This is a genomic window from Candidatus Pelagibacter bacterium nBUS_25 (genome assembly GCF_051200975.1).
GTDB lineage: Bacteria > Pseudomonadota > Alphaproteobacteria > Pelagibacterales > Pelagibacteraceae > Pelagibacter.
In genome coordinates, this window is sequence record NZ_CP172846.1 from 960,429 (window position 1) to 982,274 (window position 21,846).

Sequence of the window (21,846 nt, forward strand, 5' to 3'; positions counted from 1 at the left end):
TTACCACGAGCCGGTATTTTCCATTGAAGCCCAAGGTTCTTTAGATTCTAAATTTCCTTCTTGAAGTATCTCAATTGAAATTTTGTCTGGAGATCTAACAAACGCCATATGGCCATCTCGGGGTGGTCTATTAATAGTATAACCCATATCCAGCAATCTTTGACAAGTTTCATAAATGTTATCAACTCTATAAGCTAAATGACCAAAATTTCTTGAACCTTCACCTAGTTCATCACCATCCCAATTGTGTGTTAATTCAATTTCTGCCCTTTCATCATTTTGAGCTGCAAGAAAGACAAGAGTGAATCTACCCTTTTCATTTTCTATACGTCTTGTTTCTTTTAAGCCTAACCCATCACAGAAAAATTTTAGTGACTCATCAATATTTTTAACTCTGATCATGGTGTGCAAATATTTCATATGACTAATTTATAGTTCAAAACTACTCTAATTCAATAGTACTAGGTGGTTTTGAGGTAATATCATAAACAACTCTATTAATACCTCTTATGCTATTCACTATTTGATTAGAAATTGTTTCCATGAAAGACTTTTTAAACTCATAAAAATCTGCTGTCATTCCATCTTCAGAAGTTATTGCTCTTAAAAGACATAAATACTCATAAGTACGATTATCACCCATAACACCTACTGTTTTGACAGGCAACAAAGCAGCATATGCTTGCCATATTTTATGGTAAAGGCCATGATCTCTCAAAGCTTGAATAAAATAAGAATCAGCTTCTTTAAGAATTTTAATTTTATCATTCGTAATCATCCCTGGCATTCTAATTGCTAAACCAGGTCCTGGGAAAGGATGTCTTGAGATAATATCCTTACTTAAATTTAATTCTAAACCTAATTTTCTAACTTCATCTTTAAAAAGAAATTTTAAGGGCTCGACAAGTTTAAGCTTCATCTTTTTTGGAAGTCCTCCAACATTATGATGTGATTTGATTTTCGATGTTTGACTGCCAGTTACCGATTTACTTTCAATTAAATCTGGATAAAGAGTTCCTTGAGCTAAAAATTTTACATTTTTAATTTTTTTTGCATATCTTTCAAATATTTTTATAAAAAGATTACCTATAATTTTTCTCTTTTTTTCAGGATCAGAAACATTGTGTAGCTTTTTTAAAAATTCCTTTTCAGCATTTACATAAATTAAGTTCATTTTTAAACGTTTCTTAAAAGTTTTAACAACTTGTACTTCTTCGTTTTTTCTTAAAAGACCAGTATTAACAAAAATGCAATATAATTTTTTACCAATGGCTTTATTAAGTAATTGAGCCACCACACTACTATCAACACCCCCTGATAAAGCACAAATAACTTTTTCAGATCCAACTTGATCTTTAACTTCCTTAATAAGCTGGATTTTTTGATCTTTAGAAGACCAATTACGTTTAATTTTACAAATCAAAAAAATAAAATTACTAATTAATTTTTTCCCATTTTCCGTGTGGGTTACCTCTGGATGGAATTGAATACCATAAAATCTTTTTAATTTATTTTCCACAATGGCAAATTTTGAATTAGTACTTGATGCTACTACTTTAAAATTTTGTGGAAGCTTTGATACCTGATCTGCATGGCTCATCCAGACCTTTTTAAATTTTTGTTTATTGAAAAAATTTTTAGTTAAAAGACTTTCATTTTTTTTATAAATATTTGCTAATCCAAACTCACGATGTTTTGATTGCTTAACTTTACCACCATTAAGCTTAGAAAGAATTTGATGACCAAAACAAATACCAAGAATTGGAATATTTAAATTTATAATTTTTTTATCAAATGAATATTTATTAATTTGATAAACGTTTAAAGGTCCACCAGATAAAATAATTCCTTTAATAGAGCTATCAACATCTTTAATTTTGATTTTTTTGTGACTTATTATTTCAGAAAAAACTCCTAGTTCTCTAATTCTTCTAGCAATTAATTGCGTAAATTGTGAACCAAAATCTATTATTAAGATTTTATCAAGATTTTGATCAAGACTCATTTTCTGGTTCTATATTTTTAAGAGACTTTTGAATTTCTTTATTTTCATCACATAATTCATCACAAACTTTTACAAATGTTTGCGAGAGATCTTTGACTTTAGAGTAATTTGATTTCTTTAAAGCTATTTTCATTAACATTAAAATAACTTCTTCATTATTTGGCTCAATTAATAACGCTGTGTCCAAATTATATTCTTCTTTTTTTTGATTTTTTTCATGATTATAAATTTTTGCTAAATACAAATACGATTTTGCATCTTTGGGGTTAAAAACTATATTACGCTCTAACATAAATCGTGCATCATCATATTTTTTATCTTGATACTTTTTTAATGCTTCGTCAAAAAAACTTTCTGCACTTAAGGCGAAGTTAACAGATAATAAAGAAAAATATATTAAAGCAATTAATTTAAAAATTTTATTCATTAATATTTACTGTCATTTTTAACTACATCTACATTGTGAACCATACTTTCATAAAATCCTGCTTTAGTAATCTTAACAAAGTTTGGTTTTATTCTAAGTTTAATTATATTTTTAGAACCAAGATAGCCCATAGATGATCTTAGTCCACCAATCAATTTATAAATAATACTTCCAACATCTCCTTTATATTTTGCAAAACCTTCAACTCCTTCTGGAACATATTTTGATGTATCTTTTTGTTTGGTTTGAAAATATCTATCTGCTGAACCTTTGTTCATTGCTCCTACAGAGCCCATACCTCTAAAGCTTTTAAATAATTTTCCATTTTTCTTTATTAATTTTCCTGGTGTTTCATCTGTACCAGCAAATAATGATCCTATCATTACAGCATCAGCACCTGCAGCAAATGCTTTTGCTAGGTCACCCGAATATTTAATTCCACCATCTGAAATAATTTTTATATTTTTATTTTTCAATCCATTTCTTACAGACAAAATTGCACTTAATTGAGGAACTCCAATTCCTGCAACTAATCTTGTGGTGCAAATAGATCCAGGGCCAATTCCAACTTTAATAATATCAACACCTAATTTAATTAAAAATTTAGCTGCTTCTGGTGTTGCAATATTTCCAGCACATAAAGCAATCTTTTTATTCTTTAATTTTTTAATAAATTTAATGATCTCTCCAACTTTTTTAGTATGACCGTGAGCTGTATCAACCACTATTAAATCAACACCTTCTTTTATTATAGCTTTGGACCTATCAAATTCGTTTGGTCCAGCTCCGACAGCTGCGCCAACTAATAATTTTTGTTTTTTAACCTTTTTAATTTCTATAATTTGTTTTTTGATGTCAAGATTTCTATGAATAACTCCTATTCCACCAGCTTTTGCTATAGCAATTGCCATTTTACTCTCTGTGACCGTATCCATTGCAGAGGATAAAAGAGGAATTTTTAGTTTAAGGTTACTAGTTAATTGGATGCCAGTATTAACCTCCGAAGGTAATATTTCGGAGTATTTTGGGACTAGGGTGACGTCATCAAAGGTGAGTGCTTCTTTTATAGGAACCATAATCTTTTATATACGATTCATTTTAAATTAAAAGTACCTATCTAAGACTACTACAAATGATAAAGCTTTCCTTAGAGTCTTTTCTGCTGGATTTAGGTTTAAAAACCTTAACTTCTTTGAAATATTTTTTTCCTTCTGCGACTATTTCATTAAAAGTGCCTCCCATAAAAATTTTTGAAATAAAATAACCTTTATCAGTTAAAAGATCCTTTGCAAAAAACATAGCTTCCTTACATAATTCACCAGTTTGAATTGAATCAATGTTTTTTATTCCTGTCGTGTTTACAGCCATATCTGACATGACTACATCTATTTTAGTTTTTACATGTTTTTTTATTTCGTCTTGGATATTTTCTTCAGTAAAGTCACCTTGAATTTGAACGGTATTGCCTATGGGCTCCATTTCTTTTAAATCTATTGAGATCAATCTGCCACTTTTTGCAGTTTTTGCCACATATTGTGACCAACTTCCTGGGGCAGCTCCAATATCTATAACGGAAACACCACCTTTAAAAATTTTGAATTTTTCATCTATTTCAATTAATTTATATGCAGATCGGGCTCGATAACCATCAACTTTTGATTGTCTAACATAAGTATCTCTTCTTTGTTTATTAACCCAGTTTTTTGAAATTTTATTTTTTTTCAATTAATTATTAAATCGTAATTTTTTATCGATTATATCACCATCGATGGTTTGTATTTTTGATATGAAATTTTTATCATTTCTAATTTGATCATTATTTTTTCCAGCAAAATGAACTATTCCAATTTTATGATTAGGTAAATAAGGTTCTACTAAAGTGTCTTGTATTTTGTCATATTTAAGGCCATCTATATTTGTCCAATTGCAATAAGCTGGAAGTATTTCTGCTGGTAAACCATCACAATAAATTGCTATATTCATTGCAATTTGTTCAGATCCCCAAATTTTTCCTGCTTTTAATGCAATCTTTAAATTTTTTTGCCATACTTTCCAATGAGGAGCTTTTGCTTCTAATGCAAAGACACCAATGTTTAAATGAGGTTTGAGAGCTACTTGTCTTGCAATTTTTTCAGAAAACCCAGAAGATTTTGCGTGTTTGTAATTCTGGGATTTAATTCTAGCAAAACTTCCAAGAAACCACTCAACTCTTAAAACTCTTCCGTAGGCTCTGTCTGCTGATGTTGCAATTGATAATTTATTATTTTCACAACCTTTAAAATATAATTCAATCGCTTCCCACGAATTAACCCAGGCATCGGCATCGATCCACAAATATTTTTCATAATCAGGAAAATATTTTGGAAGAAATGCTCTTGAAACTTGGCTTTTTAACCATTCTCTTCCTTTTATTTTAAAATCAGGAACCTCAATATCCCAGTCAGCAGGTTTTATTTCATCTACTTTTTTAGCAAGTATAGATTTTTGATTAGATGAAAGTCCTGCATCCATAATACAAATTGCAGTATTTTCACTTTCTTGAAAACTTTTTATAGAGTCTACTAATTCATTAAGCAATTCAAAATAATTTGAGTCTGCAAGTGATATTATAACATTTTTTTTCATTACAAAACATCTTCTAAATCATCATCATCATCAACTGGATTTTTATCGAGATGTTGTTTTTTTAATTTTTGATAATGAAAAAAACTAATCGGTAACATAATTAGATAAATAATTGAGCTTATTGCCATAACGTTAAAAGGATAAATCAAAAGTAACCCTAAAAATAAGACAATACCAAATAATAAAAAAATAGTTGTTTTTCTTTGTATAACAATCTTTTTAAATGAATAGCTGGGGAATTTACTTATTAATAGTAAAGAAATTATTATAAAACAAATTGGTACAATAATATCATAATTAAGTCTGAAATAATCAAAGTTTGTTATACTTATAATTAAAGGTGTCAAAACCAAAATGCCTCCTGCTGGTGAAGGAACCCCTTCAAAAAAATTATCTCTCCATGAAGGCTCTTGATTTGAATTAACATTGAACCTTGCCAATCTTAATGCCACACAACTTACATAAATCAAGCATAGCAACCAGCCGAATCTTCCTAATTCATTTAACTTCCAAAAATACATAATAAATGCTGGTGCTACACCAAAACTTATCACATCTGCTAAAGAGTCTAATTCTTTTCCAACTTCTGAAGTTCCTTTAATCAATCTTGCAATTCTTCCATCTAACCAATCAAATAAAGCTGCAAAAATTATTGCTATAATTGCAAATTCAAATTTTTCATCTAATGCAAATCTAATTGAGGTTAAACCAATGCAAACACCGACTAAAGTAAGTATATTAGGTAGAATTACTCGGGCATTTTTTTTATCTGCTATAATTTTTAGATTATTTTTGGGTTGTTCCATTTTTATTTTTTAGCCAACAAAGTCTCACCTGAAATTGTTTTTTGCCCAACTTTTACTAAAGGTTCATAATTCTCATAATAAACGTCTGCACGACTTCCGAATCTAATCATACCAATTCTATCACCTTGGTTAAGCTCTTGACCTTTATCTGTTTCACAAACAATTCTTCTTGCAACTAGGCCAGCTATTTGAACTACTATTATATCGTTTCCACTTTTATCTTTTATTTTGTAATAATTTCTCTCATTGTCTTCACTTGCTTTGTCTAAAGATGCATTAAAAAATTTGCCAGGTTTATATAAAATTTCCTCAACTTTACCCGAACAAGGTGTTCTATTTACATGACAGTCAAAAACGTTCATGAACACACTAATCTTTTTAAATTTTTTATTTTCTAAACCAACTTCTTTTGGTCCATCAACTTCTTCGACTTTTATCACTTCACCATCAGCAGGACTTACTAGATAATTATCATCTTCTATTATAATTCTTTCTGGATCTCTAAAAAAATAATAAACCCAAACAGTTAGCAATAAACCTATCGTTCCAAGAAAACCACTTAGAGATAATAAAATTATTGTAATGAAGCCTGCAATAACTAAAAATTTGTAGCCTTCTGTGTGTATCTTTGGAAATATCTTGCTAATCATTTTCTTCTATTTGCTAATTTTTGATTAATATGTATATAAACCATTCAAATTCAATTAATAAGATAAATTATTTTAATGAGTAAAATCAAGGTAAATAACCCTGTTGTAGAGCTTGATGGTGATGAAATGACCCGTATCATATGGGAGTTCATCAAGAATAAACTAATTCTTCCATATCTTGATCTTGGAATTGAATATTATGATCTTGGTATGAAAAGTAGAGATAATACTGATGATCAGATCACAATAGATTCAGCAAATGCCATTAAAAAAATTGGTGTTGGGATTAAATGCGCAACAATTACACCTGATGAAGATAGAGTTAAAGAATTTGACCTTAAGAAGATGTGGAGATCTCCTAACGGAACTATAAGAAATATTATTGGCGGTACCGTTTTTAGAGAACCAATTATCTGTAAAAATATACCCAAACTTGTACCTTCTTGGACAGATCCTGTGATCATTGGAAGACATGCTTTTGGAGATCAATATAGAGCAACAGATTTTAAAGTACCTGGTAAAGGTAAGATGGAAGTTAAATGGACTTCTGAGGATGGCAAAGATGAAATAAAATATGAAGTATTTAATTTTACTGGTCCTGGTGTTGCACTTTCAATGTATAATTTAGATAAATCAATTGAAGACTTTGCAAGGTCTTGTTTTAGCTATGGATTAATAAAGAAATGGCCTGTTTATATGTCTACTAAAAATACAATTTTAAAACAATACGATGGAAGATTTAAAGACATATTCCAAGAGATTTTTGAGAAAGAATACAAATCAGACTTTGAAAAAAATAACCTAACGTACGAACATAGATTAATTGATGATATGGTTGCTTGTGCAATGAAATGGAGTGGCAAATATATCTGGGCTTGCAAAAACTATGATGGTGATGTTCAGTCGGATACCATGGCACAAGGTTATGGGTCTTTAGGATTAATGACTAGTACATTATTAACACCTGATGGAAAAGTAATGGAAGCTGAAGCTGCACATGGAACTGTTACAAGACACTATAGAATGCACCAGCAAGGTAAAGAAACTTCAACAAACCCTATTGCATCTATCTTCGCTTGGACAAGAGGATTGGCACACAGAGGAAAACTTGATAACAATGATGAGTTAATAGAATTTGCTCAAACTATTGAGAAAGTTTGTATTGAATGTGTTGAAAATGGCGCAATGACAAAAGATTTAGCAATTTTAATTGGTCCTTCAAGTAAGTATTTAACTACTAATCAGTTTTTAGATGAGATTGACGGTAATCTTAAAAAAAAATTAAATTAAAGTTTTTAGCTTTTCAAAAGCATCATCAATTTTTGATTGATCCTGGCCACCAGCTTGAGCAAAATCTTTTCTACCTCCGCCCCCTTGACCTCCAATAATCTCTGATCCCACTTTAACAAATTTAACTGCATCAAATTTTTCTGTTAAACTATCCGTAACACCAACTGCAATTCCAACTTTATCATCTTTGCTAGCAAACACTATAATGATACCTTCACTTAATTCTTTCTTTCCTTTATCTACAAGTTTTCTTAATTCTTTTGGTTGTAATCCATCAACTTTTTGAAACCTTAGTTTAACTCCACTAATTTCTTCATCTTTAATAATGTTTTTTGATTTATCCTCTAAAATTGAATTAACAGAAATTGTCTCTAGTTGTTTTGATAAATTTTTAATTAATGTTTTTTGATCTGATTGATCTAAGTTTGGCTTTCCACCTAATTTAGATATTTGTTCACTTAATTCTTTAATAAGCTCATCATTTTTTTCTGAGGAAATATTGGATAATTTCTCTTTATTTTGTAAAAAATCCTCTAATTGCTTGTCTCTTAAAGCCTCTATTCTTCTCACTCCAGCTGCAATTGAAGATTGGCTAATTATCTTAAATTTTCCGATATCACCTGTATTTTTTACGTGAGTTCCCCCACAAAGTTCTGTTGAAAAATACTTCCCTTCATCATCTCCCATTGAAAGAACTCTAACCTCGTCACCATACTTTTCTCCAAATAGAGCTAATGCTCCGTTTTCAACTGCTTCATCTGGCGTCATTAATCGGGTTTTTACGTCTGATTTTTTTGAAACCATTGTGTTCACAAAATTTTCTATCTTATCAATTTCATCTGTTGGTATTGGTTTCATATGACTAAAATCAAATCTTAAACGACTTGGTTCAACTAAAGAGCCTTTTTGAGTTACATGATCACCTAATACTCTTCTTAAAGACTCGTGTAACAAGTGAGTTGCTGAATGGTAAGCCCTAGTATCATCTCTTCTTTTGGTGTCAATTTTAAGTTCAACACTTTCATCTATCTTTATTGATCCATTAATAACCTTTCCGTAGTGCACAAATAGATCGCCTAATTTCTTTTGAACATCTGTTACTTCAAAATTAAAATTATTTGCAATAATTTCACCCATATCCCCTACTTGACCTCCAGATTCTCCATAAAATGGAGTCTGGTTAACAATAATCATGCCCTCATCATTTTCTTTTAATTCATTAACTTCTTTATTGTTTGATAGAAGTGATAAAACTACTCCCTCTGCCTGGTTACTCTCATAACCTAAAAATTCTGTAGCTCCTAACTTATCTTTTATTCCAAACCAAATATCTTCAACTGCAGCATCTCCGGACCCTTTCCAATTTTTTTTCGCAAGTTCTCTACTTTCTTTCATCAATAATTGAAATTTTTCTGTATCAATTGACATTGATTTATTTCTTAAAATATCTTCTGTAAGATCTAATGGAAATCCATAAGTATCATATAATTTGAATGCTACTTCACCAGGTAATACTTTGTCTATTTTAGATACCTCATCATTTAAGATTTTAATTCCTCGATCCAAAAGAACTAAGAATTTTTCTTCCTCCATTCTTAAAGTTTCTTTTATTAAAGACTCAGCTCTAATTAGTTCAGGATAGTTTCCTGACATTTCATTTTTTAGTGTATCAAACAAATTAAAAAAAACTGGATCTTTAGATCCAAGTAAATGTGAATGTCTCATTCCTCTTCTCATTATTCTTCTTAGAACATACCCTCTACCTTCATTAGATGGTAGAACACCTTCTGCTATTAAGAAGGCACTAGCTCGTAGATGATCTGCAATAACTCTAAAACTAGATTGGTTAGATTGGTCTTGTTTTATTTTTATTATGTCAGATGCTGAGCTTATTATTTTTTTAAAATGATCTGTTTCATAATTGTCGTGCGTACCCTGAAGTAAAGCTGCTATCCTTTCTAGCCCCATACCAGTATCAACAGATGGTTTTGGTAGATCTATTCTTTTATCTTTCGAAATTTGTTCAAATTGCATGAAGACTAAGTTCCATATTTCTATAAAACGATCTCCATCTTCATCTTTGGTGCCAGGTAGCCCGCCAGTTAAATGATCTCCATGATCATAAAAAATTTCAGAACATGGTCCACAAGGACCTGTTTCGCCCATTGACCAAAAGTTGTCAGATGTTGCTATTCTTATAATCTTATCATCGCTAAAACCTGCTATTTTCTTCCAAAAATTAAAAGCTTCGTCATCTTCATGATAAACCGTTACGTAAAGTCTATTTTTATCTATACCAAAATCCTTGGTAATTAAATTCCAAGCATAATGGATTGCTTGTTCTTTAAAATAATCTCCAAAAGAAAAATTTCCCAACATTTCAAAGAATGTGTGATGTCTTGGAGTATATCCAACATTCTCTAAATCATTATGTTTTCCACCTGCTCTTACACATTTCTGTGAAGTGGTTGCTCTTTGATAATCTCTTTTCTCTAACCCTGTAAATACATTTTTAAACTGAACCATACCTGAGTTAGCAAACATTAAAGTAGGATCGTTATTTGGAACTAGGTTGCTAGACTCTATAATCTTATGATCATTCTTTTCAAAATATCTTAAGAATGTATTTCTTATTTCGTTTAAAGATTTGTCTGCCATATTTTTAAAATACAGCTTTTTTATTCTATGTCTAGATAACAGTAAGGGAAAAAAGGCGCTTAAATTAAGCGCCTTTTAATAATTAAAGATGACTTTTTAACTAATTTTTTTTAGTAGGAACTGCTTCCTCCTTAGTCTCTGCTTTTGGATCTTCTATTTGATCTTTCGCAGCTTTTTCGGGGTCTAGCGGATTTCCTTCAATCTTTTTTTGAATTACACCTGCTTTTTCTCTTATTAACAGTTCTATTTCAGCAGCTACTTTAGGGTTTTGTGCAAGATAAGTTTTAGCATTTTCTCTACCTTGACCTATTTTCTCACCCTTATAAGCATACCATGCTCCAGATTTTTCTATAATGTCTGCTTTAGAACCTAGATCAACGAGTTCCCCCATTTTACTAATCCCTTTTCCATACATTAAATCAAATTCAACAACTTTAAATGGTGGTGCTACTTTGTTTTTAACTACTTTAACTCTTGTTGAGTTTCCAATAATTTCATCTTTATCTTTAATTGCGCCAATTCTTCTAATATCCATTCTAACAGATGAGTAGAACTTCAATGCATTTCCACCTGATGTTGTTTCAGGGCTTCCAAACATAACTCCAATTTTCATTCTAATTTGGTTGATGAAAATCATCATTGTGTTCGTATTTGAGATTGAACTTGTTAGTTTTCTTAAAGCCTGACTCATTAATCTAGATTGAAGACCAACATGGTGATCACCCATCTCACCTTCAATTTCAGCTCTTGGAGTTAAAGCTGCAACTGAGTCAATTACAATAACTGAAATAGATCCTGATTTAACAAGAGTGTCTGCAATCTCTAAAGCTTGTTCACCCGCATCCGGCTGCGAAATTAAAAGTTCTTCTGTATTCACGCCTAATTTTTTTGCATAAACTGGGTCCAATGCATGCTCCGCATCAACAAATGCACAAATTCCTCCAGCTTTTTGAGCTTCAGCAACAACTTGTAATGCTAATGTTGTTTTTCCAGAAGATTCTGGTCCATAAACCTCAACAATTCTTCCTTTTGGCAATCCGCCTATTCCTAAGGCTAAATCAAGACTTAAAGATCCTGTAGAAACAGACTCAATATCCATTGCTCTTCTTTGTCCAAGCTTCATTACTGAGCCTTTTCCAAAATTATCAGTAATTTGTGCTATTGCTGCGTCTAATGCTTTGTTCTTTTCTTTAATATCCATTTCTTGATCTTTAGTAGATTTAACTACTTTTAGGTTACTTTTCGTCATTTTTTGCCTCTTTTTTTAATTTTTTTAACACTCGAATCATGAATTAAATGTACACATTTTGTTCTCATTAGCAATATATTAATTTTTTAGTCTAAAAAAACAAATAATTACTTCAGTTTTAGATATTGGCTGTTTAAAAGACCAACTGCTTTTAGCAGGTTATACTGAGCCATAAGATAATTTTTCTCAGAACTTGCTAGAGAAAGTTGAGCAGAAAGCAATAAAGCATTTGATTGAATAACATCAAGAGTTGTTCTTGAGCCTCTTTCGTATTCTGCAGCAATTCCTTCATTTGCTATTTGAGCTGCTCTAACTTGAACTTTTACAGAATTTAAAAAACCTTTAGAAGACTCTAAGCTTGACCATGCACTTGCAACATGAGTTTCATTGGTTCTTACAGTATCATCTAATAATAATCTTTTTCTTGTAGTTAAATTAGATTTTTTGTTAATTGTAGATTGTGTTTTTCCACCTGTGTAAAAAGGCCAGCTGACTGTAGCTTTTAAAACATCTTTTTCTCTTTGATCGATTGTTGAGCTGATATCATCAGCATAAGATCTTTCTAGAGATAATGATGCGGTAGGTTTTAAATCTGATTCTGAGATTGCAACATCCTTTTCAGATTGAGCTAAATCAAATTTTGCTATTTTAATATCTGGATTATTTTGTTTAGATAAATTAATTGCTTCATTTAAAGAAATCGGAATGCTTACAATCGATTTAGAATTTTTCTTTAATTGATTAGGATCAGCTATTTTTCCAATTATATTTTCATAAGTTAATTTAGCAATTAATAAATCACTTTTTGCTTGAGTAAATTGAGCTTGCGCACCAGCAAATGAAGATTCTGACTGTGCTAAATCAGTTATTGTAATTTGGCCACGGTCTAATCTAATTTTATCATTTTCAACCTGTCTTCTTAAAAGATTTAAATTTTTTCTATTAATACTTTGTTTTTCTCTTGCTAATATTAAATTTGAATAAGCATCAATTGCACTATGAAAAACATCTTGTTCTTTTTTAATCAATTTTGCTCTAGCTAAATCTAATGCTGTAATATTTTTTTCAAGAGTTAAATCTCTTCCATAGTCTAAAAGTGTTTGTTCTAGCTTTATTGATGTGGTGAATGGATCTACATCATTTATTGTAGCATCTCCTCCACTTTGATTGGTTAGTTTATTTGTATTCTCTAAACTTTTAGATCCACTTAAAGTAAGCGTAGGTTTGTAATCAGCTTTTGAAATATTAATATCTTCCTCTGATGCTTTTATATTTTCTCTTTCAGCATTCAACTGAATATTATTTTGATAAGTTTGATTTAAAGCATCATATAAAGTAACTGCAAAAGCATTACTAAAACTAAAGGCTATTAAACTAACTAATATTAATATTTTCTTCATTTTGCTTTGTATACCGCAGATTTAATTTGATGGTTACTATTTAAATTCAAAATAATAGACGCATATTTAGGCATTTTTTTAAACATATTTTCTGTAATTCTTTGATAAGTTTGCATAAAATTTATCACATCCCCTTTACTCATAATTTTGTGAATAGAAGACTTTTTGGTATTTAACCATAATTTGTGCTCCTGCTTTAATCTCCATTTTTGAAGTAAACTAAAGTTTTTAGCCTTTAAATAAATCATGCAATTAAGTTGAGAGTATAATTTCTTATATTTTGTCTTTAATTGTTGGTTTACATGTCTTCTCCAAATAAGTTTTTGGTCATTTACTTTTTCAAGTGAATTAATATATCTTTTAAGAGTTTTATTTTCTTCTGCCCTGGCTCCTACACACCATCCTTCAAATATTATTACATCAGGTTTTTCTTTTATTTTATACCAATTCTTTTTAGGGAATCTGTCGTCCACTGCTTTATTGAAATTTGGTAAATCAATTGTTTTAAAATTCTTGCTCTTCGCTTTTTTAAAAAAGTTTAACATCATTTGTACGTCATGGGTTCCAGGCACCCCCCTTGTCATTAGCATTGGGTGAACTTTTTTTGATAAATTTAATCTTTCTTTTCGAGTTTTGTAAAAATCATCTATAGATATTTTAAATACTTTAAGTTTAAAATATTTTTCTAATATAATTTTTATAATTGAGCTGATGGTTGTTTTACCTGTTCCTTGCCCACCCGCTAAACCAACAAAGTAAGGTCTTTTATTATTTACTTTTTTTGCAATCCAAAAACACATAGGAATTAAAAAAGACTTTAGCATCCCATCTTTATTACTAAACTTTTCTGTAGAAGTTTCTTGTGATTTAATAAATTTAAAACAATCTTTTTTAACCTTGCTAAAACACTCTTCAGTAACTTTCATCAAACTTATTATTTTTTCTGATCCATTGGATGGTTCTTTCCATCTATCAAAGTTATATCTTTTAAGTTTGCTACATCGACCTCATCAACACATCCTAAATTAAATCCAGTCATCGCAGTATTACTTCTTGGATTGTGATGGGTGTAAATTCCACATTCAGAACAAAAATAATGTTTAGCGACTTTTGTGTGAAATTGGTAAAGCTTTAATTTGTCTTCTCCCTTGGTAATTTTAAAATCTTCATTTTTAACCATACCCATAGTTGCACTTTTTCTTTTACAAATTGAACAATTACATTTTACTATTTTTGCTAATTCATTAATTGGAACATTAATTTCAGCTTCAACAGCTCCACAATGACAATTTAATTTCATATAACTCTCCTAACCTAATTTAATTGATACTCTTTATAAATTTGTTCTCTACTATCTTTGTTCATCGCTTTAGTTTTTTCTATAAATTCGTTTCTCAATTCTCTTGTTTTGAATATATAAAAACAAACCGTATCTTTGCTATGATAAATAGCTTTTAACTCATCATCTATATTATTTAACTCTTTTGGTATTTCAGTTTTAATGCAGATCATTTGTTTGTTTTTTAAGTTTAAACTATCTCTGGTTGAAGTTATCCACAATAGCACAAAATGTGGTTTCAGATGTTCACGTTTTGATTCACTTTTGATTCAGTTACAGACTCAAAATACAACCTCTTGAATGTATTGTATAAATAGTCTATAAAGTAGAACAAAACAAGAACATGAAACTAACTATCCCTTATTATCTACATAAAGCAGGTGCTGGTTTTCCATCCCCTGCAACTGATTATATCGAAGAAGATATTGATCTTAATATGCATTTAATAAAAAATGTTCCAGCAACTTTCATTATCAGGGTGCAAGGTAAATCAATGGTGGATGTTGGAATTAATGATGGAGATTTATTGGTTGTCGATAAAAGTTTGAAACCAAAAAACTTTTCAACAGTGATTGCTAATGTTCATGACGAACTTGTGGTTAAAAGCTTAGTTCAAGAAAGAGATAAGAAATTTTTAACGTCAGGATCCAAAGAGTTTACTGATAGAATTTTAATTAATGAAGAACAAGATATTTTTATCTGGGGAGTTGTAACTTATGTCATCCATTCTACGTACTAAAAAAATAGCATTAGTTGATTGTAATTCTTTTTATGTTTCTTGTGAAAGATTATTCAATCCTAAAATAAGAAGAAAACCTGTTGTAGTTTTATCTAATAACGATGGTTGTATTATTTCAAGATCTACTGAAGCAAAAGCTTTAGGGATTAAAATGGGTGAGCCTTATTTTAAAGCAAAAGATATTATTATCAAAAATAAAGTAGAAGTTTTCTCGTCTAATTATTCTTTGTACGGAGATTTATCTAGAAGAGTAATGCGAACTCTTAAAAGATTTAATTCAGATATGGAAATTTATTCTATTGATGAGGCATTCTTGGATTTATCAAATTTTCCAGATCAAGATATGGAAAAAATTGGAAAAGAGATTAGGGAAACAGTTTTACAATGGACTGGTATTCCAACTAGTATTGGAATTGCTAAAACAAAAACCTTGAGTAAAATTGCAAATCAAATTGCAAAGAAAAAGCAATCAGGAGTTACTAGTCTAATTGGAATTAATAACTTGGATCCTGTGCTTGAAAAAATTGAAATTAATGATGTCTGGGGTGTTGGCAAACAGTTAACAAAATTTTATAATAAAAATGGAGTTTATAATGCAAAGCAACTTAAGAATAAATCTAACAGCTGGATTAAGAAATCTTCTAATGTTTTGGGCTCAAGAACTGCAATGGAACTTAAAGGAATTCCTTGTATTAATTTGGAAACAACTACTACAAAAAGAAAAAGTTGTGTTGTCTCAAGATCGTTTGGGAAAAGAGTTGAAAGATTTCAAGAATTAAAAGAAGCAGTTGCAAATTATTGTTTAAATGCATCTGAGAAAATAAGATCAGAGTCGTTAGTTGCAAAAGCAATTACAGTATTTGTTAGAACGAGCCCTTTTCAAAGAAATTATGGATATTATTCGAATGCAAAGACAATTGATTTTCCAATTGCAACAAATAATAGTATCGAAGTAGTTAAAACTGCAGTTACCATACTTGAGAGTATATTTAAAAATGGTTACCAATATCAAAAAGCAGGTGTCATGCTAACGGGACTATCGAACGCCAATGATAAAACAAACCTATTTTCATCTGAAAAAGATGAGAAAATAAGTAGTTTAATGAGGTCTATTGATAACACTAATCACAGATACGGGAGATCTACTCTAAGTGTTGCAAGTGCTGGTGTTCAAAAAAGATGGAATATGAAAAGAGAATATTCTTCTAAAATAGATACAGCTGATTTTTTTAGTCTTCCAACGATTAGAGCTTGATTTATTTACCTTTTTTAATAACTGAGTGAGCTATTTTTTTCCAATTGTAGTCTGTATGCATTGAATTAATCACAACAATTCTTCCTAAATCAAAATCTATCATTATATGTTGACCACCAAAACCATTCATACCCATTACATTTCTTTTTTTCATTCCTGTATAATTTGTATAAAACTTTCCTGCATATGATTTTGGATTTAATGAAGACGTTTTGTCATCTTTCCATTTATTATTCATAGGAATTCTTAGTTTATGAATTTTTTTTAAATATTTTCCAACACAGGTATCATTTTGCCAATCATCTAACATTGCTTTAGCTATTCTTAGATAATCATACCTTGAAGCTCTAAATGAATATCTTAAAGGACCATCTTCATCTCTTACTTTGTACTCTTTTAAGATTGTATTATTTCTATTGTTAGCTTTAACAGTTCTGACATTCATTTTTAAAAACCATACATCATTTTTAACTTTTGCTTTGTTTACAAATATTTCATCTAAAAGATTTTGAAATTGACCTTCAGATTTAAACCAAACATAATTAATTAAAAGGTTGCTAAGAAAATTAGTATATTGATATTTCCTTTTCGCCTTTTTTGAATTTTTAAAAACTCCCTTCTTCAAGTGAAATTCAACAGTATTTGCGTTTGCATTTTTTTTATATTCATTTGTCTTTAAATCAAAATCAGCATATTTTTGGTGACCCATGGCCATATTAAGAAGATTGATTAATTTTTGATCATAAAAAAGTGTATTTTCTAATACGGGCCAATCATTTAATCTATGATCAACTCCGCTAATATATCCTTTGCATATTGCATGGCCCGTAACATAAGAAACTATGCTTTTTCCCACTGATGCACTGGTAAACTGGGTGTCGTTATTATACAAAATTCCGAGTCGATCTTTTGGTGAAATTTCATCTATTGTAATTTTATTATCTTCAAAAAGTAAATAACTAAGCAAAGCCGTTTTTTGCATATGTTTTTTAATGTATTTTGAAATCTTATCATCTCTAAGTTCTGTATTAAATTTATAAGGATTTTTTGACCCTTTAGAACCTGCTCGGTCATATGCATTTTCCACTTCCAAGTATCTAAATAAATAATAAAGTAAAGTATCTTTGTTTGGCTTTTTTCCCCAAGGTATTTCTGATGATTTATAAAATTTGATATCTAAAGTATTTCCTGATTTGATTTGATCACATTTATTATAATACCATAAATGAGAGTATCGTTTTTCTTCTTTGCAAATTTTAGGTACTTCATCATTATTTACATAACCATAATGACCGTTTTTAGTTAGCCAATCGTTAAATTGATCTATAAAATTATCATTTGCATACAGATGATTAATCCAAAAAAAAGATAAAACTATTAAAAATATAATCTTTTTCACTTTAAAAAGGCTATTTAAAATCTCCATATTTTACAACGCAAATTTTAATAAATAAGATACCTAAAAGTTTTTTCATTTAACCTTTAATTACTTAATGAAAAATTTTTTTCATAGTTTATTTTTAGTTTCTTTATTTAATTTGCAAAGTTTTTTTAGAGCCATCTTTATATTGAAATTCTACTTCTGTTTTTGAGACACGTTTTAGAGATGAAAAACCATCATAATTAGTAATAAAATCATTTAAATTTTTTCTACCCTTTTTACTCATCTTCCTACCTGGTGCATTAACACCAACATCAACAATAACATTCGCTCCGTTTAAAAATGCATTTATCCAAGCTTTTACTGGGGGACCACAGGTCATGGCTTCTGTTAACCAAATAGGCTTATCAACATCTACACTTTTTAATAAGGCTGCAAACTCGTCTACCCAAAGCTCTTTATCACATTTTCCATCAGGAGTGCTTATGTGATGAATGTTGGCAATATCAAAATTGTCTTTTATTTTTGGTAAAGCATATTTCCAAAATTTTTTATTTTCTGGAAACATTCCAGCAGCACCTGCCATAACTATTATAGAGTCTTTCTGTTTTTCTTTAATAATTTTTGAAGAAAAATTAAAAATTTCTATGAACTCATCTTTCTTTCCTTTAAAGAACATCTTAAATTCTGGTTCATTCATTATCTCCCAATATATAATTGGCTTAGTTAATCCTTGCATATCATTATTACCATCTCCATCATAACGATCTACTAGCGCTAAAAGAAAAGTTTTATAATTATCCATTGAACAAGGTTTGCTCAAATACTTTGAAAAATGTTTACCAAAAGGACTTCTTGCTTTTTTTCTTTTACAAGATTTTTGTTCCCAATTAGAGTACGGCCAAATAGTTGCTATAATTGTTTGATTGTGTTCTTGAGCATAAACAACTTGTGCATCAGCTTCATCCCAAGAAAAACTTCCTTGTTTCCTTTCAATTTTATTCCATACAAAAGGACCCGGATGAGGCCTTACCCATTGACCATCTTTTCCTCTCATTCTTTCATCACGCATTTCTGTTAATTCACCAAATCTTGATTCAGAATAAGAAAATTTTAATGAAAAAATTAAAAAAATTAAGATATTAAAAATTAAAACAATTATAATATTCGTTAATGACGTTGCAGTTTTAATCTTAACTGAGCCTGGCTAAGAAACCATTCATAAGAAATTTTACTACTTATGATTTTTAATAGACATAGTAAATTATTGTTTGAATACACAAATAATGAAATTAATATTCAATCTTTACGTGTAACAATTAAATTATTTTAAATAACGACATAATTAAAGATGGAATTAAAAATATAAATATAAAAATAATTAGAAATTTTTTTATTTTGATGATTGTTAATTAAGCTTTGAATAGCTTATCTGAAAGATTTTGTAAATTTTCGCCCCAAAAAACTTCTTTTTGGATACGTTTGAAATCTAAATCAAATACAGTCGACATTGCTGATGCATAAACGGATCTAGCATCAATCGTAGCGTTAAGATCTCTTCCTTGATACAGTTCTTTCTTCTTTAGACCTGGCCAATCAGTATGAACTTGGCTTTTCTTTATCAAGCCGCCTGCCATGAATATTGCTGTTCCATAACCGTGCTCTGTTCCATTTCCTCCGTTTTGCTTAATTGTTCTTCCAAACTCTGTTACTGTTAAAATGATTGTATCCTTGTAAGCTTCTTGAAGATTATCCCTTAGATTATTAATAATTTCATCCATCTCAACTAAACATTCTGTTTGAGTGCCATCTACTCCCCCTTGAGCAGCATGGGTATCAAAACCATTCACTTCGAATACAGCAACTCTTGGACCATCTGATTTTCTTAAATATTTAGCTGCTTGTCTTGCAAGATTTTTATTTTCTCTTTCTCCACGACGAAAGGAACCACTAATCATTTGTTCATTTTTTCTTTTTTTAATGAAGTCCATCATTTCTATAAGTTCATCCTCTGAGCTTTCGGCATAAACTGATCTTAAAAGATCAAGAGTATCATTTTGTGGAAGCTTTCCGTTTGTTGGAAAATAGTTGTTATTTTTTGGAACACCTCTAAGCAATAATGGCATTGGTAATGATAGTGCTAATCCATCACCTTGGAGTTTTGCTAACTTCATTGCTCTTCCAACCCACCCTGTTTTTTCTTGATAAGCAACTCTTCCTCCAGACTCCATTAGATTTTGACCTTCAAAGTGAGACCTTTGTGTGTAAGGAATACTTGTTGCATGAACTATTGATCCTGTATTATCATTCCAACATCTATTAAATCCTATTAATCTTGGATGCAAAGCAAAATCAGAATTAAGTTTTATTGTGTTTTCAATTAAGATATTTTTTCGTTTTTTTTCAAAATTTTTGTCTCCAATTACAGGTACTGCACAAAGTCCGTCCATACCTCCACGTAACATAATTACCACTAAGTTCTTTTTTTTGGATGATGAAGCTAGTGCCGGAAGGTTAAATCCTGCTAAAAATAAAGTTGTAGCTGAACCTTTTAAAAAATCTCGTCTTGATATCTTCACGCTCTTAATACCTCTGGTAAATTAAATAAAATCATGTGCTTTTCTTCATTACTCTTAGCTTTAGAAACTATCTTTAAAATTTTATCCGGATTATCAAAATTTGTTTGAATAATTTTTTCATGAATTTTAAGATCAAGCTGGTCCATCGTTTTATAAGTTCGAAAAGCCTTTTTAGCATACATTAATCTTCTTATTATTAATTCAGTAGACAACCAATCACTTGATAAATCTGAATATCCATTAGGCTGTTTGGATTTATATGGATGATATCCTATATCTTCTAACAACCGGTCAGGTTCTCTCAACTCTTGAATAGTTAAAGAACCTAATTCAAACTTATCCATCTTCTTTTCTGGTATTGGATAAGCATATTTGGCACCTGACATATTAATTACTTGTAACCACCAATTTTCAGGATTTTGGAATTTTTGAAATTTATCGTTATATTCAAACGCAACTTTAATAGCAGCCTTATGGACCTCTGGGAGATGTCCATCTGATTTTTCCCAAGCTTTAATAATTGGAGTAATCATTTCTTTTGTTGGTCTGTCGGTGATTAGATATCTGCAGAGCTTTGTTGCTATAAATTCTCTACAAGAGGGGTGATTTACCAAATCTTTAATAACAATTTTTAAACTTTTTTTTCCTGCTTTATACTCTTTACCAAAAACAGTTTTTTTTCCTGGTTCATGTCTCTTTCTCTCAAATCTTACATCATGACCATGATCTTTTTTTTTGTCCATTTGGGCCTCCATCCTGTCATTATTTTTGCCAACTCTATGATATCCTCTTGAGTATAGCCCGCTTTGGGTGAAACAGTGTGAAGTTCTAGTAATTCTCTTGCGTGATTTTCATTTATTGTTGCAGGTTCATTTTCTTTCTTTCGCCAATCTTCTTTTCCACTTATAGATTTAGGACCTACATTGTCTTTATTATCCAAATGCATCATCATTGGCCACGCAACAGTTGCTTCTTGAACCATTGTTTCAAAAGTTTTGTCCATATTGGCTCTTATAAATTCTCGATGATAAGCCCCAGTAGAAAATTCAGGTAAAGATTGGGTATCACTTATTGTGAAATGATTTGTCCAGAAATACCAAAGTTTTGCTAAAACTGGATTATCACTTCTGATCCCCTCTGCGTGTCTAATGCAAATTTCATTGTTAGGCCAGAATTTTGCACCTGTATCATTTTTTAATTGTTTTTCAGCTCTTCTTAAACCATCTGGATCATTTTTATATTTTTTTCTAAGAGTTGTATTTTCTTCAACCCTTTGTGTAATCCAATATTTTCTCATTTCTTTTTCTGAGTAAATATGTTTACCCTTCCAATTTAATTCAGGAATTGTTTCAACTTGTTTTTGAGCCCAAGTTAATGGATCTGATGGCGCTTGTTCATCTGGTTTTAATCCAAAAGCTACTTTTCTAAAAAAGTTTTTCATGA

At 30.2% G+C, this 21,846-nt stretch carries 22 protein-coding genes; 3 read left to right on the plus strand and 19 right to left on the minus strand.

From position 1 onward, the window contains the following. From ACIJYH_RS05145 to ACIJYH_RS05180, 8 genes are read right to left on the minus strand one after another with little or no spacing between them, the layout of a single operon-like run. Entirely contained in the window at positions 1–420 is a 420-nt protein-coding gene (locus ACIJYH_RS05145) for a VOC family protein (protein WP_435162573.1), read from the minus strand. Positions 421–442: 22 nt separating this feature from the next. Then, positions 443–2,005, minus strand: a complete 1,563-nt coding sequence (gene guaA / locus ACIJYH_RS05150) for a glutamine-hydrolyzing GMP synthase (protein WP_435162574.1) — start codon at positions 2,003–2,005, stop codon at positions 443–445. Further along, complete coding sequence (locus ACIJYH_RS05155) at positions 1,995–2,432, minus strand: tetratricopeptide repeat protein (protein WP_435162575.1); 438 nt, start codon at positions 2,430–2,432, stop codon at positions 1,995–1,997. The genes guaA and ACIJYH_RS05155 overlap by 11 nt, the downstream gene beginning before the upstream one ends. Further along, positions 2,432–3,508 (minus strand): IMP dehydrogenase, encoded by a 1,077-nt coding sequence (guaB, locus tag ACIJYH_RS05160; RefSeq protein WP_435162576.1) that lies wholly within the window; start codon positions 3,506–3,508, stop codon positions 2,432–2,434. The genes ACIJYH_RS05155 and guaB overlap by 1 nt, the downstream gene beginning before the upstream one ends. A gap of 37 nt (positions 3,509–3,545) precedes the next feature. Beyond that, positions 3,546–4,157: an RlmE family RNA methyltransferase gene (locus ACIJYH_RS05165; RefSeq protein ID WP_435162577.1), complete on the minus strand. Its 612-nt coding sequence runs from the start codon at positions 4,155–4,157 to the stop codon at positions 3,546–3,548. Next, positions 4,158–5,057, minus strand: coding sequence for a glycosyltransferase (locus tag ACIJYH_RS05170; RefSeq protein WP_435162578.1), 900 nt, complete (start codon positions 5,055–5,057; stop codon positions 4,158–4,160). Next, positions 5,057–5,863 carry a CDP-diacylglycerol--serine O-phosphatidyltransferase gene (gene pssA / locus ACIJYH_RS05175; RefSeq protein WP_435162579.1) on the minus strand — a complete coding sequence of 269 codons (807 nt, stop codon included), beginning with the start codon at positions 5,861–5,863 and terminating at the stop codon, positions 5,057–5,059. The genes ACIJYH_RS05170 and pssA overlap by 1 nt, the downstream gene beginning before the upstream one ends. A 2-nt stretch (positions 5,864–5,865) precedes the next feature. Further along, positions 5,866–6,513, minus strand: a complete 648-nt coding sequence (locus ACIJYH_RS05180; protein WP_435162580.1) for a phosphatidylserine decarboxylase — start codon at positions 6,511–6,513, stop codon at positions 5,866–5,868. 75 nt (positions 6,514–6,588) lie between these two features. Between ACIJYH_RS05180 and ACIJYH_RS05185 the strand changes: the two genes are divergently transcribed. Further along, positions 6,589–7,803 (plus strand): NADP-dependent isocitrate dehydrogenase, encoded by a 1,215-nt coding sequence (locus ACIJYH_RS05185; protein ID WP_435162581.1) that lies wholly within the window; start codon positions 6,589–6,591, stop codon positions 7,801–7,803. Here the strand turns inward: ACIJYH_RS05185 and alaS are convergent. From alaS to ACIJYH_RS05215, 6 genes are all read right to left on the minus strand, one after another. Continuing rightward, complete coding sequence (alaS, locus tag ACIJYH_RS05190; protein WP_435162582.1) at positions 7,795–10,461, minus strand: alanine--tRNA ligase; 2,667 nt, start codon at positions 10,459–10,461, stop codon at positions 7,795–7,797. The genes ACIJYH_RS05185 and alaS overlap by 9 nt on opposite strands. Before the next feature lie 100 nt (positions 10,462–10,561). Beyond that, entirely contained in the window at positions 10,562–11,710 is a 1,149-nt protein-coding gene (gene recA / locus ACIJYH_RS05195) for a recombinase RecA (protein ID WP_435162583.1), read from the minus strand. Positions 11,711–11,817: 107 nt separating this feature from the next. Beyond that, positions 11,818–13,110: a TolC family outer membrane protein gene (locus ACIJYH_RS05200; RefSeq protein ID WP_435162584.1), complete on the minus strand. Its 1,293-nt coding sequence runs from the start codon at positions 13,108–13,110 to the stop codon at positions 11,818–11,820. Then, positions 13,107–14,036, minus strand: a complete 930-nt coding sequence (locus ACIJYH_RS05205; RefSeq protein ID WP_435162585.1) for a uridine kinase — start codon at positions 14,034–14,036, stop codon at positions 13,107–13,109. Before ACIJYH_RS05205 ends, ACIJYH_RS05200 begins: the two co-directional genes overlap by 4 nt. An 8-nt stretch (positions 14,037–14,044) precedes the next feature. Then, positions 14,045–14,410 carry a GFA family protein gene (locus ACIJYH_RS05210; RefSeq protein ID WP_435095870.1) on the minus strand — a complete coding sequence of 122 codons (366 nt, stop codon included), beginning with the start codon at positions 14,408–14,410 and terminating at the stop codon, positions 14,045–14,047. A gap of 14 nt (positions 14,411–14,424) precedes the next feature. After that, entirely contained in the window at positions 14,425–14,622 is a 198-nt protein-coding gene (locus ACIJYH_RS05215) for a hypothetical protein (protein ID WP_435162586.1), read from the minus strand. Between the two features lie 170 nt (positions 14,623–14,792). Between ACIJYH_RS05215 and ACIJYH_RS05220 the strand changes: the two genes are divergently transcribed. Next, the gene (locus ACIJYH_RS05220) at positions 14,793–15,188 is read left to right on the plus strand and encodes a translesion error-prone DNA polymerase V autoproteolytic subunit (protein ID WP_023648087.1); all 396 of its coding nucleotides are present in this window, start codon (positions 14,793–14,795) and stop codon (positions 15,186–15,188) included. Next, positions 15,166–16,443 carry a Y-family DNA polymerase gene (locus ACIJYH_RS05225; RefSeq protein WP_435162587.1) on the plus strand — a complete coding sequence of 426 codons (1,278 nt, stop codon included), beginning with the start codon at positions 15,166–15,168 and terminating at the stop codon, positions 16,441–16,443. Before ACIJYH_RS05220 ends, ACIJYH_RS05225 begins: the two co-directional genes overlap by 23 nt. 1 nt (position 16,444) lies before the next feature. Here ACIJYH_RS05225 and ACIJYH_RS05230 read toward each other — a convergent pair whose 3' ends face one another. The 5 genes from ACIJYH_RS05230 to ACIJYH_RS05250 all read right to left on the minus strand — a co-directional run bounded on the left by ACIJYH_RS05230 (position 16,445) and on the right by ACIJYH_RS05250 (position 21,844). Then, positions 16,445–17,842: a hypothetical protein gene (locus ACIJYH_RS05230; RefSeq protein ID WP_435162588.1), complete on the minus strand. Its 1,398-nt coding sequence runs from the start codon at positions 17,840–17,842 to the stop codon at positions 16,445–16,447. Between the two features lie 130 nt (positions 17,843–17,972). Then, positions 17,973–18,896 (minus strand): hypothetical protein, encoded by a 924-nt coding sequence (locus ACIJYH_RS05235; RefSeq protein ID WP_435162589.1) that lies wholly within the window; start codon positions 18,894–18,896, stop codon positions 17,973–17,975. Positions 18,897–19,236: 340 nt separating this feature from the next. Beyond that, positions 19,237–20,403: a DUF1501 domain-containing protein gene (locus tag ACIJYH_RS05240; RefSeq protein WP_435162590.1), complete on the minus strand. Its 1,167-nt coding sequence runs from the start codon at positions 20,401–20,403 to the stop codon at positions 19,237–19,239. Continuing rightward, positions 20,400–21,146, minus strand: a complete 747-nt coding sequence (locus tag ACIJYH_RS05245; RefSeq protein ID WP_435162591.1) for a DUF1800 family protein — start codon at positions 21,144–21,146, stop codon at positions 20,400–20,402. Before ACIJYH_RS05245 ends, ACIJYH_RS05240 begins: the two co-directional genes overlap by 4 nt. Then, entirely contained in the window at positions 21,113–21,844 is a 732-nt protein-coding gene (locus tag ACIJYH_RS05250) for a DUF1800 family protein (RefSeq protein WP_435162592.1), read from the minus strand. The genes ACIJYH_RS05245 and ACIJYH_RS05250 overlap by 34 nt, the downstream gene beginning before the upstream one ends. Positions 21,845–21,846: the final 2 nt, after the last annotated feature.